The sequence below is a fragment of the Dyella lipolytica genome, from assembly GCF_030160075.1.
GTDB classification, from domain to species: Bacteria; Pseudomonadota; Gammaproteobacteria; order Xanthomonadales; family Rhodanobacteraceae; genus Dyella_B; species Dyella_B lipolytica.
The window spans coordinates 111468-124863 of sequence record NZ_BSNQ01000001.1; the positions used below are offsets into that span (position 1 = coordinate 111468).

At 62.2% G+C, this 13396-nt stretch carries 10 protein-coding genes and 2 pseudogenes; all 12 read left to right on the top strand.

What is annotated here, in order from left to right; all coding sequences use genetic code 11:
• Positions 1-96 precede the first annotated feature (96 nt).
• Positions 97-315, top strand: coding sequence for a hypothetical protein (locus tag QQL64_RS00475; protein ID WP_284394990.1), 219 nt, complete (start codon positions 97-99; stop codon positions 313-315).
• Positions 316-386: 71 nt separating this feature from the next.
• A pseudogene (locus QQL64_RS18290) lies at positions 387-1793 on the top strand (UvrD-helicase domain-containing protein); the annotation flags it as partial.
• 156 nt (positions 1794-1949) lie between these two features.
• Positions 1950-2720, top strand: a pseudogene (locus QQL64_RS18295) (3'-5' exonuclease); the annotation flags it as partial.
• Between the two features lie 13 nt (positions 2721-2733).
• The gene (locus QQL64_RS00485; protein ID WP_284394993.1) at positions 2734-3309 is read left to right on the top strand and encodes an FUSC family protein; all 576 of its coding nucleotides are present in this window, start codon (positions 2734-2736) and stop codon (positions 3307-3309) included.
• Between the two features lie 287 nt (positions 3310-3596).
• Positions 3597-3689 (top strand): K(+)-transporting ATPase subunit F, encoded by a 93-nt coding sequence (kdpF, locus tag QQL64_RS00490; protein WP_115496368.1) that lies wholly within the window; start codon positions 3597-3599, stop codon positions 3687-3689.
• A complete protein-coding gene (kdpA, locus tag QQL64_RS00495; RefSeq protein ID WP_284394995.1) occupies positions 3686-5488 on the top strand; it encodes a potassium-transporting ATPase subunit KdpA in 1803 nt (600 codons plus the stop codon). The genes kdpF and kdpA overlap by 4 nt, the downstream gene beginning before the upstream one ends.
• Positions 5489-5508: 20 nt before the next feature.
• Entirely contained in the window at positions 5509-7581 is a 2073-nt protein-coding gene (gene kdpB / locus QQL64_RS00500; protein WP_284394997.1) for a potassium-transporting ATPase subunit KdpB, read from the top strand.
• A 10-nt stretch (positions 7582-7591) separates the two neighbouring features.
• Positions 7592-7795 carry a hypothetical protein gene (locus QQL64_RS00505; RefSeq protein ID WP_284394999.1) on the top strand — a complete coding sequence of 68 codons (204 nt, stop codon included), beginning with the start codon at positions 7592-7594 and terminating at the stop codon, positions 7793-7795.
• A gap of 67 nt (positions 7796-7862) precedes the next feature.
• Positions 7863-9335 carry an outer membrane beta-barrel protein gene (locus QQL64_RS00510; protein ID WP_284395001.1) on the top strand — a complete coding sequence of 491 codons (1473 nt, stop codon included), beginning with the start codon at positions 7863-7865 and terminating at the stop codon, positions 9333-9335.
• Positions 9336-9345: 10 nt separating this feature from the next.
• Entirely contained in the window at positions 9346-9924 is a 579-nt protein-coding gene (kdpC, locus tag QQL64_RS00515; RefSeq protein WP_284395003.1) for a potassium-transporting ATPase subunit KdpC, read from the top strand.
• Between the two features lie 76 nt (positions 9925-10000).
• The gene (locus tag QQL64_RS00520; RefSeq protein ID WP_284395005.1) at positions 10001-12661 is read left to right on the top strand and encodes a sensor histidine kinase; all 2661 of its coding nucleotides are present in this window, start codon (positions 10001-10003) and stop codon (positions 12659-12661) included.
• The gene (locus tag QQL64_RS00525) at positions 12658-13356 is read left to right on the top strand and encodes a response regulator (RefSeq protein WP_284395007.1); all 699 of its coding nucleotides are present in this window, start codon (positions 12658-12660) and stop codon (positions 13354-13356) included. Before QQL64_RS00520 ends, QQL64_RS00525 begins: the two co-directional genes overlap by 4 nt.
• The last annotated feature ends 40 nt before the right edge of the window (positions 13357-13396 follow it).

Consider the following 13396-nt stretch of genomic DNA (forward strand, 5'->3'; position numbering starts at 1 on the left):
CGACGCTGACGCGCCGGCGACGAATACGCGGCGCGTCGACTTCCTTCGCACTCGCGCGCCACCTATGATCGGCCGGTCATCCATGCGGAGCGAATCATGCGAGCCATCCTGATCATCATCGGTATCGTGTTGTTGATCGGCGGCCTATGGGCCGTGTTCGGTCACGGCAGCTATACGCAGACCGAGACCTTGGTGCAGCTAGGCTCGGCCAAGCTGACGGCGACCCACGAAAAGGCCATCCCATCATGGCTGGGCATCTCCGGCATCGTGGTCGGTGCGTTGCTTGCCTTGGGCGGACTGATCAAGAAGGGCTGAGTCCGCTGTCTTTCGACCGCATAAACCGCCGCGTTCGCGGCGGTTTTCGCAAGGGCGGTTACAATGGCGCGATGGATGTCTCGCACCTGATCGATTCGCTCAACGACGCGCAACGCGAAGCCGTCTGCGCACCGCCCGGCCACTATTTGGTCCTCGCTGGCGCCGGCTCCGGCAAGACGCGCGTACTCACCCATCGCATCGGCTGGCTTACGCAGGTCGAACGCGTGCCGCCATGGGCGATTCTCGCCGTTACGTTCACTAACAAGGCCGCCGGCGAAATGCGTGCGCGCCTCGACCACCTGATCCCCGGCGGCACACAAGGCCTGACGGTCGGTACCTTCCATGGCATCGCCCATCGCCTGTTGCGCCGTCATTGGCGCGAAGCGGAGTTGCCGGAAAGTTTCCAGATTCTCGACGCTGACGATCAGCAGCGTTTGGTGAAGCGCGTGGTCGCCGGCCTTGGCCTGGACGAAGCGCGCTTTCCGCCGCGTCAGGCCGCGTGGCAGATCAATAGCTGGAAAGACGAAGGCAAGCGCGCGGAGAACATCGAGCACGGACAACACCCGGTGACGCGCACGCTGGTGCAGATCTATCAAGCGTATGAGGATGCCTGTCGCCGCGCCGGGCTGGTGGACTTCGCCGAACTGCTGCTGCGCGCGCACGAGCTGTGGCTCAAGCAACCGGCGATCCTGGAGCACTACCAGCAACGTTGGCGCTATCTGCTGATCGACGAATTCCAGGACACCAATGCGCTGCAATACGCGTGGATCCGCGTGCTGGCCGGTCAGACCGGGCAAGTGTTCGTGGTGGGCGACGACGACCAGGCGATCTATGGCTGGCGCGGTGCCAAGGTAGAGAATGTGCAACAGTTCCTGCGCGATTTTCCCGGCGCCCGCACAATCAAGCTGGAACAGAACTACCGTTCCACGTCGAACATCCTGAAAGCCGCCAACAGCGTCATCGAACGCAACGGCAGCCGGCTCGGCAAGCAACTGTGGACGGCGGGCGAAGAAGGCGAACGCATTGCCGTGTACGCCGCCTATAACGAACAGGACGAAGCACGCTTCGTGATCGAGCGCATCCGCGAATACATCGCCGAGCATGGCGACGCGAAGGATTGCGCGATTCTGTATCGCTCCAACGCGCAATCGCGCAACTTCGAAGAACAACTGATCCAACACGATATTCCGTATCGCGTGTATGGCGGCCAGCGCTTCTTCGAGCGCGCGGAAATCAAGGACGCGCTGGCCTATCTGCGCCTCACCGCCAATCGCCACGACGATGCAGCGTTCGAGCGTGCAGTGAATACGCCGCCGCGCGGTATTGGCGATCGCACGCTGGATGCACTGCGTCGCCGTGCACGTGGCGAAAACACGTCGATGTGGGAAGCCGCGTTGAACGAACTCAGCGGCGGCAGTGAGCTCGCAGGGCGGGCGAAAAATGCGGTGAAGAGTTTCCTCGTCATGATCGACGAAATGACCCGCGCCTTTACCTCCTCTCCCCTTCGGGGCACGCGGGGAGAGCACATGGATGTGCTCGGCTTTGAGGAGCGAGGAGAGGGCTGGGGTGAGGGGCCGGGCTCGCTGGAAACCTCCGCTCCGAACAGCCCCTCACCCAACCCTCTCCCCGAAGGGGAGAGGGCTACATCCGCACTGCCCCTGGCCGAACAGATCGACCACGCCATCGTGCAATCGGGCCTGCGCGACTTCTATGAGAAAGACAGCCGCGGCAATGCCGAATCGCGCGTGGAAAACCTCGACGAGCTGGTCAATGTGGCTAGCCGTTTCGAACTGACACCCGACGACATCGAAGCAGGATTGAGCGAACTGCCCGCGTTTCTCTCGCATGCCGCACTGGAAGCGGGCGAGGGTCAGGGAGAATCATGGGACGACTGCGTACAGCTGATGACGTTGCATTCGGCCAAAGGTCTTGAGTTTCCGCTGGTCTTTCTGGTCGGCCTGGAAGAAGGCCTGTTTCCCAGCCAGCGCTCCGTCGAAGACGAAGGGCGGCTGGAAGAGGAACGCCGCCTCGCCTACGTCGGCATCACCCGTGCGCGCGAACGCCTGGTCATCACGCACGCCGAATCGCGCCGGATGCATGGCAGCGAGATGCTGGCGCGGCCATCGCGCTTTCTTGGCGAAGTACCGCCTTCATTGATCGACGAGGTGCGGCCGCGGGTACAGGTAAGCCGTCCGTTATATGCCGGCCGCTTCGCCGAACCGCCGCCGTCGCTGAAAGAAGACTTGCCGGTGAAGCTAGGCCAACGCGTCAATCACCCGAGCTTCGGCGAAGGTGTGGTGGTGAGCGCCGAAGGCAGCGGCGCGCATACGCGGCTGCAAGTGAATTTCGAAGGCGCCGGCAGCAAGTGGTTGGTGGCGGCCTACGCCAATCTCACGCCGCTCTAGGGAGGTTGCGCCGATGGTAGAACAACGCATTCGCGACAACCGACGCGAGCTGGGCTACGTCCATCGCCATCTGGACCTGATGTATCAGCGACTGCCCTGGGGGCATCGTCTGGCAGACGGCCTGTTCATGGCTGCACAAGCACTAGCCGCAGGCAGTCTCGGCTATGGCCTGGGTTTGCTGTTGCACACCCAGCAGGCGTTCTGGGGTGCGCTCACCGCCATCGCCGTGACGCAACAGACGTATGTGGACACGCGCAAATCCTCGCTCGATCAGGTGATCGGCGCAGCGATCGGCGCCACCGTCGCACTGACCGGTGCTTACCTGGCGCAGGATAATTACCCCGTCTACGCGCTGACGATGGCCGTGGCGATCGTGCTGTGCTGGTGCTTCAACGTCGGCAGCGCCGGCAAGCTCAGCGCCACCACTGTCACCATCGTGATGCTCGTGCCCCACGCGGGCCCCTTCTGGACCATCGCTCTCACTCGCCTGGGTGAAGTCACGCTGGGCATTGCCAGTGCGCTGCTAGTGACCCGGTTGGCGCATTGGCTGGAAGCGCGCCTGCTGGGTGATTCCACGTTGGATTCCTGAGCCCCTACGCCGTCGCATGCGCCACGCCAACCACTAAGTTCCGCCCACCCGTAAAAATTTTACGCGTTCTATACGCGGAGCGGCATTTTCGCTACCCGCTTCTTATGTCCGTGTCCTTAAAGTGCGCACCTGTACGACATTGAGTGCCTCCATGGACGTTATCTATCTAATTTTCGGCTTCGTGCTGGCCGCGGCGACGCTTGGCTTCCTGCTGCTTTGCGACCGCCTCGGGCCACGCAGCTGACCGCGCGCGGCTAGGCCGCGACCTTCTTAACGGAGCGAATCCCATGAACTTCTTCTACGGACTGGCCGCCGTGATCGCGGTGGCTTTGACGGTCTATTTGTGCGTGGCGCTGTTGAAACCGGAGTGGTTCGAATGACTGCCAACGATTTCATCCAGATAGGCATGTATCTGGTTGTCCTGCTGCTGCTCATCAAGCCGATGGGCCGTTACATGGCGCATGTATTTGCCGACGAACCTAACCGCATCACTCGCTTCGGCGGCGGTGTGGAGCGGGTGATCTACCGCGTTTGCGGCATCAAGTCCGACGAGGACATGAGCTGGAAGCGTTATGCGGTCGCCATGCTCGCGTTCAATGTGTGCGGCATGCTGGCCGTCTACCTCTTCCAGCGCACGCAGCAATGGCTGCCCTTGAATCCGCAGCATTTTCCTGCGCTGTCGCCGGATCTGTCGATCAACACCGCCATCAGCTTCATCACCAATACCAACTGGCAGGCTTATTCCGGCGAGTCGGCGATGAGCTATCTGACCCAGATGGCCGCGTTGGCAGTGCAGAACTTTATGTCGGCAGCCACCGGCATTGCGGTGCTGATCGCCGTGGTGCGCGGCTTTGCGCGTAAAACGACCAAGGGCATTGGCAATTTCTGGGTCGATCTGACACGCACCACGCTGTACATCCTGATGCCGATCTCGTTCGTGCTGGCGATGCTGCTGGTATCGCAAGGCGTCATTCAGAACCTGAAACCGTACGTGGACGTACCGGTGGTGCAAACCAGCACGTACGCCAACCCGGTGACCGATGCGGCCGGCAACCCCGTGAAGGATGCCCAAGGCAACCCTGAAACCAAGCCCACGCCGCTGACCACGCAGACCTTGCCGATGGGTCCGGCCGCTTCGCAGATTGCGATCAAGATGCTGGGCACCAACGGTGGCGGTTTCTTCGGTGCCAACTCGGCCCATCCGTATGAGAACCCGACACCGTTCTCCAATTTCCTGGAGATGCTGGCGATCTTCCTGATCCCGGGCGGTTTGTGCATCACCTTTGGTGAGATGGTGGGCGATCGTCGCCAGGGCTGGGCGATTCTCGCCACGATGCTGGTGATCTTCATCCCGCTGACCATCGGTGTGACCGCGGCCGAACAGGCCGGCAATCCGATCTTGCACTCCTTGTCGATCGACCAGCACGCCTCGGCGCTGCAGTCGGGCGGCAACATGGAAGGTAAGGAAACACGTTTCGGCGTCGCGGCGAGCAGCCTGTTCACGGCGATCACTACCGCTGCATCGTGCGGCGCGGTGAACAACATGCACGACTCGCTGACTCCGCTCGGCGGCCTGGTGCCGATGTGGCTGATGCAGTTGGGCGAAGTGGTCTTCGGCGGCGTAGGTTCGGGCTTGTACGGCATGCTTGCCTTTGCGGTGGTGGCGGTGTTCATCGCCGGTCTGATGGTGGGCCGCACGCCGGAATACCTGGGCAAAAAGATCGAAGCCTACGAGATGAAGATGGCCAGCCTGGCCGTACTGATTCCTTGCGCACTGGTGGTGATTTGCACAGCCATCGCAGTGATGACACCCGTTGCCACGGCAACGGTTGGCAATCCCGGTGCACATAGCTTCAGCGAGATCCTCTACACGGTGACCTCGGCCACCAATAACAACGGCAGCGCGTTCGGTGGCTTGTCGGCGAACATTCCGTTCTGGAATGTCATGTTGAGCGTGTGCATGTTCTGGGCGCGCTACACGCTGGCGATCGCGATGCTCGCGCTGGCCGGCTCGGTGGCTGCGAAGAAACATGTACCTGCCTCGGCCGGCACCTTGCCGACGCACACACCGCTGTTCGTGACCCTGCTCACCAGCGTGGTGATCATCGTCGGCGCACTGACCTTTCTGCCCGCCCTGGCGCTCGGCCCTATCGCCGAATACCTGATGTCGGCGCACTGATTCATTCGGGATACGCATCCATGACTTCGCATACGCACGCCGTAAGCAGCTTTGACCGCACCTTGATCTGGAAGGCGGTGGGAGATGCATTCCGCAAGCTCTCCCCGCGCTTGCAGTTCCGCAACCCGGTGATGTTCGTCGTATTCGTGTGCAGCGTGTTGACCACGCTGCTGTGGGTACAGGCCATCGCAGGCCACGGTGAAGCACCCACCGGCTTCATCTTCTGGGTGAGCGTGTGGCTATGGTTCACACTGCTGTTCGCCAACTTCGCCGAAGCATTGGCCGAAGGTCGCGGCAAGGCGCAAGCCGCCGCGCTGCGCAGTTCGCGCAAAGATGTGATCGCCAAGAAATTGGCCGAACCCAAGCGCGATGCCGCCATTGTCTTTACGCCATCGAGTGAGCTGCGCAGCGGTCACTATGTGTTGGTGGAAGCGAATGAACAGATTCCCGGCGACGGCGAGGTCGTTGTTGGCGCTGCCAGCGTGGACGAAAGCGCCATCACGGGCGAGTCCGCACCGGTGATCCGCGAGTCGGGCGGCGATCGCAGCGCCGTCACCGGCGGCACGCGCGTGCTGTCGGATTGGCTGGTGGTGCAGATCACGCGCAACCCTGGCGAAAGTTTTCTGGATCGCATGATCGCGATGGTGGAAGGCGCCTCGCGCCGCAAGACACCGAACGAGATCGCGCTGACCATTCTGCTGGCCAAGTTCACGCTGATCTTCCTGTTGGCCTGCGCCACGCTGTTGCCTTACTCCATCTACAGCGTGCAGGTGGCCGGCAAAGGCAACCCGATCACGCTGACCGTGCTGATCGCGCTGCTCGTCTGCCTGATTCCCACCACCATCGGCGCCTTGCTTTCCGCTATCGGTATCGCCGGCATGGATCGCATGATCCGCGCCAACGTGATCGCCACGTCGGGCCGCGCAGTGGAAGCCGCCGGCGATGTCGATGTGTTGCTGCTCGACAAGACCGGCACCATCACGCTAGGCAACCGCCAAGCCGTAGCCTTCCATCCCGCACCGGGTATTGAAGAGCGCAGCCTCGCTGATACCGCACAACTTGCTTCGCTAGCCGACGAAACGCCGGAAGGTCGCAGCGTCGTGGTGCTCGCAAAAGAACGTTTCGGCCTGCGCGAACGCGAGTTGGAATCGCTGCACGCCGAGTTCGTACCGTTCACCGCGCAGACGCGCATGAGCGGTGTGGACATGGGCGAGCGCCGCATCCGCAAGGGTGCGCTGGATTCGGTGGAGCGCTATCTCGACAGCCTCGGCAGTCACCTGCCGCCCGCCGTGAAGCGCATGGCCGAAGACATCGCACGCCGCGGCGCCACGCCGCTGATCGTGACCGAAGGCGATCGCGCCCTGGGTGTGATCGAACTGAAGGACATCGTGAAGGGCGGCATCAAGGAACGCTTCGCGGAGATGCGCCGCATGGGCATCAAGACCGTGATGGTGACGGGCGACAATCCGCTCACCGCGGCGGCGATCGCTGCCGAAGCAGGCGTGGATGATTTTCTCGCCGAAGCCACACCGGAAGCCAAGCTCAAGCTGATCCGCTCCATGCAGGCCGAGAGCCGCCTGGTGGCGATGTGCGGCGACGGCACCAACGACGCGCCGGCACTGGCGCAGGCCGACGTGGCGGTAGCGATGAACACCGGCACGCAGGCGGCGAAAGAAGCCGGCAATATGGTGGATCTCGATTCCAACCCCACCAAGCTGATCGAAGTGGTGGAGATCGGCAAGCAGATGCTGATTACGCGCGGTTCGCTGACCACGTTCTCGATCGCCAACGACGTCGCCAAATACTTCGCGATCATTCCCGCGGCATTCGCTACCACGTATCCGGCGCTGAACACGCTGAACGTGATGCGCTTGTCGACGCCGCAGAGCGCGATTCTGTCGGCGGTGATCTTCAACGCGCTGATCATCATTTTCCTGATTCCGCTGGCGCTGAAGGGCGTGAAATATCGCCCGCTGGGCGCCGGCCATCTGCTGCGCCGCAATCTACTGATTTATGGCCTGGGCGGCGTGATCGTGCCGTTCATCGGTATCAAGCTCATCGACATGCTGCTCGTCCTGTTGGGACTCGCCTGAGGAAACCGTTATGCATACCCTGAAACTGTCCGTATCGCTGCCCGATGTTGATCACCCGCAAATGGAATTACGTGTCTCGTCTAATGATTCCGACTGCGACGTGGTGATAGAACTACCGGTACGCGGCCAGTCCAGGGGGAACGTCAGCCCGGCGCCCGATAAGCCGATGACGCCAGAAGACGAATACGTGCTCGGCGGTTACGCCGGCATCTGACCCCAAGAAATTCGGTGTCGCTACTGGGCGATACCGGCCCAGTCATGACCCCGTTTGAGAGGAATGTATGTATTTCAAGAAGGCTCTAGTCACGTCGATCCTGCTGGCTGTCGCGCCGGTGTCGCAGGTGTTGGCGCAATCGACCGACGTCAGCAACATGCCGGCGAGCGGCAGTCTGCCGGCCGCGCCCGTCGTGACCGCAAGCAGCGATTGCAGCAATGGGTTCTTCTCGCGCCTGGTAGCCGCCTATCGTGAGGATGCGCAGCCGGCCGATCCGAATGCGCCCTCCCCTGCGCGCCGCGCGATGGATGCGCCGTTCGATTCCCCGCCGTTCCCGAATTCGGAGTGGCAGATGGGCGGCGTCGCTGCGCCGATCGGCGTGCCGGATACCAACTCGACGTATCCGTTGGAGAAAGCACTGGGCTGCACGAAGGTCGGCCAATGGATGCAGCGCAACCGGATCGAGATTTTCGGCTGGATCAATCCGTCGGCCAACTACAGCTCCTCCAACTTCACCAACTTCCCGCTTTCTTATGCGACGCGACCGAACCGTGTTGAGTTCGACCAATTGGTCACCAACATCACGCGCGTCGAAGATACCGTCCAGACCGATCATCTCGACTGGGGCTTCAACATCTCCAACCTGTGGGGTTACGACTACCACTACACCATCACCAAAGGTATTTTCAGCAACCAGTTGCTGAACAATCCTGCGCCGGGCCAGCCACTCAACGGCAAAATTTATGGCGACGACCCGATGCTGTTCTACTACGACCTGTATATCCCCTGGGTCGCCCAGGGCATGGTCGTGCGCGTGGGTCGTTGGCTGTCGCTGCCGGACATCGAAGCGCAGTTTGCACCCGAAAACTACCTGCTTACCCACTCGATTCTGTACACGGTCGACCCGTATACCCAGACGGGCGTGATGACTACCACCAAGCTCAGCAGTCAGTGGACTTTCCAGCTTGGCATCAACGCCAGCAATGACACTGCTCCTTGGAATGCATCCGCGAAGCCCTCGCTGCAGACCTGCGTGCGCTGGGTGTCGGCCGATAACAACGACATGTTTTACCCCTGCGTGAATAACTGGAACAAGTCCGACTACAACTACAACAACGTGCAGATGTATGTGGCGACCTGGGGTCACCGCTTCAGCAAGCGCGTGCATATGCTTACCGAGGCCTATCGGATGTACGGCCGCAACATTCCCGGCTTCGGTCCGGGTTGGACCCGTGAAGCTGCTTCATCGCTGCCCGGCACGGCGGGAGAGTTCGGCATCGTCAACTATTTCAACGTCGAACTCGATCCGAGCAACATGATTTCCTTCCGCAACGAGTTCTACAACGACGAAAGGGGACAACGCACCGGTTATGCGACGCGCTACAGCAGCCATACGCTCGGCCTGACGCATTGGGTTTCGCAGGATCTGGAGATTCGCCCGGAACTGCGCTACGAGCGTTCGTATGACTTGTCTGCGTACGACTCGGGCAAGAAGAACTATCAGGTTGCCGCGTTGCTCGACGCGATCATCCATTACTGAGGTAATCACTATGGGCCGGTTGATACGTAATGCACTAATGATGTTGCTGGTGATGACCGTGATCACCGGCCTGGTTTATCCGCTGGTAGCCACCGGCGTGGCGCAGGTGCTGTTTCCGCACCAGGCCAACGGCAGTCTGGTGGAACGCGACGGCAAGCCGATCGGCTCCGAGCTGATCGGCCAGTCCTTCACCGATCCCAAGTATTTCTGGGGTCGGCCGTCGGCCACCACGCCGCAGCCGTATAACGGCACGGGTTCGAACGGCTCCAACCAGGGCCCGAGCAACCCGGCCCTGCACGATGCCGTGCAGCAGCGCATCGATGCGCTGCATGCAGCCGATCCGGGTAACACGGCACCTGTGCCGGCGGACCTGGTCACTGCCTCGGGCAGCGGTTTGGATCCGGAAATCACCCCGGCGGCGGCGCAGTACCAGATAGCGCGTGTGGCGCGCGTGCGCAACGTAAGCGTCGATCAGGTCCAAAAGCTGGTGACGCAGGCTACGCAGGGACGCCAGCTGGGTTTGCTCGGCGAACCGCGCGTGAATGTGTTGCAGTTGAATCTCGCGCTGGACGGGCTGCAGCAGCGTTGATCATGCGAGAACTTCCTCTCCCTTTCCGGGAGAGGAAGACTAAGATGCGCAGAATCGGTTTCCGCATGGTTCCCTAATGACCGAAACGTCCCGTGACGCACGCGCCGATGCCCTGCTCGATGTCGTGCAGGAAGACAGCAGCCGACGCCTCAAGATTTTCCTGGGTGCCGCACCTGGCGTAGGCAAGACCTACGCCATGCTTTCCGCCGCGCGCGAACTGAAGCGACAGGGCGTGGATGTCGTGGTGGGGCTGGTGGAGACACACGGCCGTGCCGAAACCGCCGCCCTGCTCGAAGGGCTCGAGGTCTTGCCGCGGCTCACACTGAATTATCAGGGTCGCGAATTCACGGAATTCGATGTGGATGGCGCGTTGGCGCGTCGTCCCGACATTCTGCTGGTCGATGAACTCGCGCATCGCAATGTTCCCGGCGCTCGCCACGAACGTCGCTGGCAGGACATCGCCGAACTGCTCGAAGCCGGCATCGAGGTCTATACCGCGCTCAACGTGCAACACCTGGAAAGTCTCAACGATCAGGTGCGGCGCATCACCGGCATCACGGTGCGCGAAACCGTGCCGGATGCTTTTCTCGACCGCGCACGTGACATCGTGCTGGTCGACCTTCCGCCGCGCGAGCTGATCGGGCGTTTGCGACAAGGCAAGGTCTACGTGCCGGAAACGGCGGCGGCCGCGCTCGACGCGTTCTTTTCGCCGACCAACCTCGGTGCACTGCGCGAGTTGGCGGTAGATACCGTCGCCGGACACGTCGACAGCGATCTGCGCGAACACATGCTGGCGCGCGGCGGCGCCATGCCCGTACGGCGGCGCGTGATGGCTGCCATCGATGGCCATGCGCAAAGCGAATATCTGGTACGCGTCGCGCGCCGCATCGCGGAACGACGCGGCGCGCCGTGGAGCGTGGTGTTCGTCGACACGGGCGCTACGTTGGACAACGCGCGACGCGAGCGAGTCGACACCGCGATGCGCCTGGCGCGCCGGCTCGGCGGCGATGCCATGGTGCTGCGCGGCCACGCGATTGCCGAAGAATTATTGCTGCATGCCGATCGCGAAGGCGTGGGCCAGATCATTCTCGGTCGCACGCGCGAGCGCCTGCTGGCGCGCATGGTCGGCCGCTCGCTCACTCAGCAACTGCTGCGCCGCGGTGCTCATCTCGAACTGACCATCATCGCCACGCCGACGGAGCGCGCGCAAGCGCGACGTCGCCTGCGCCTGATGCCTGCACGTGGACGCCGCGACGAATATATCTTCGCCACCGTGGTCACGGCGCTGGCCATCGGACTCGCGTTTATCGCCGACCGCTATCTGTCGGTGGCCAACCTCGCGCTGATCTTCCTCACCGGTGTGATGACCGTAGCGGTGCGCACGCGCATGACGGTGGCGGTGTATACCGCGTTGCTGTGTTTTGTCGGCTACAACTTCTTCTTTGCGCCGCCGCGCTACACGCTGGCCATTTCCAATACGGACGACGTACTCGCGGTCACGCTGTTCCTGGCGGTGGCGCTGATTTGCAGCCGGTTGGCGACACGACTCGCCAGCCAGGTGGAATCCCTGCGTTCCGCGCACGATTACTCGCACGCCCTGCTGTCGCTCGGGCAGCGGTTGTCGGCCAGCGCCGATGCGGACGGTGTCCGCGAAGTCGGTGCCGCCGCTTTGGCTCACGGCCTGCGATGCGATGCGGCGATTCTGGCGCGCGATGTAGAACATCATTTGCAGGTCGCCGCGAACAGCTCGCGGGAGCTGACGATGACGACACAGGATCTCGCCGCCGCGGAATGGTGCGAGCAGCATTCCGAACCGGCAGGTCGCTTTACCGACACGCTCAATGCCGCGCGCTGTTGGATGTTGCCGCTGGGTGGTGACGACCATCGCCTCGGTGTAGCGGCGCTACGCTTCGAAAATGGCCACGCGCCGGACACCGAACGGCGCAGCCTGGCGTTGGCGATGGTGCAGGATATCGGTCAGGCACTGGAACGCGCGCGCCTCGCTTCGGAGCTGGAAGGTGCACGCGTGCAAGGCGAAACCGAACGCTTGCGCAACGCCCTACTCTCGTCCGTCTCGCACGATCTGCGCTCGCCGCTCGCATCGATGATCGGCTCGGCCGGCACCTTGTCCAGTTACTGGGAACAGCTGCCCGTCGACGAGCGCCAGGAACTGCTCGGCGCGATTCTCGGCGAAGGCCAGCGCCTCGACCGCTACATCCAGAACCTGCTCGATATGACCCGGTTGGGCCATGGCACGCTCAAGCTCAACCGCGACTGGACGGATGCTGCCGAGATCGTGGCTTCCGCCGTCACACGATTGCGCAAACTGTTTCCGGATTTGCGCGTGGATTCCATGCTGCCCCACGAGACCGTGCTGCTGTTCGTGCATCCCGCGCTGATCGAACAAGCGTTGTTCAATATTCTGGAGAATGCCGCGCGCTTTTCACCGCCCGGTGAAGCAGTGCGCGTGATGGTACGCGAGGCGGGCGATCGGTTGTTTATCGACGTGATCGACCGCGGCCCGGGCATTCCCGAAGAAGAACGCGCCCGCATCTTCGATATGTTCTATTCCGTTTCGCGCGGCGACCGCGCGCCGCAAGGCACCGGGCTGGGGCTGGCGATCTGCCGCGGCATGATCGGCGCGCACGGCGGCAGCGTGGAAGCCTTGCCCGGCGAAGGCGTTGGGACCACCATCCGCATCAGCCTGCCCTTGCCCACCACGCCACCTACGCCATGACTGCCGCCAATCCCTGCGCTCTGGTCATCGACGACGAGACGCAGATTCGCAAATTCCTCGATATCGGCCTGCGCGCCGAGGGTTACGACGTGCTGCTTGCCGCCAACGCCGCGGAAGGCCTGGCGCTTGCTGCAACTCGCGATCCCGATGTGGTGATTCTCGATATCGGCTTGCCCGATCGCGAAGGACATGACGTACTGGCCGAGCTGCGCCAATGGAGCCAGGTGCCTGTACTGATGCTTTCCGTGCGCGATACCGAGCAGGAAAAGGTGAAAGCGCTCGACGCCGGCGCCAACGATTACATGACCAAGCCGTTCGGCATCCAGGAAATGATGGCGCGGTTGCGCGCGCTTTTGCGTAATCGTGTGGTCGGCACCGAAGCCCCGCCGCGCTATGACGATGGACGTCTGCACATCGACTTAGGTTTGCGCGAAGTATTTCTCGACGGCAACCCGCTGTCGCTCACCCGCAAGGAATACGCCGTGCTGGCCATGCTGGTGCGCCATGCCGGACGCGTGGTCAGCCAGCAACAATTGCTGCGCGAGATCTGGGGCGGCACGCATGTGCAAGACACGCATTACCTGCGCATCGTGCTCGGTAAATTGCGACAGAAGCTGGGCGACGACCCGACGACACCGCGTTGGCTGAAGACCGAGCCGGGTGTCGGCTATCGGTTTTTGCAAAACGGTTCTTGAAGGCCATCGGCTTGATGCCGATGCTTCATCACGTCATCGC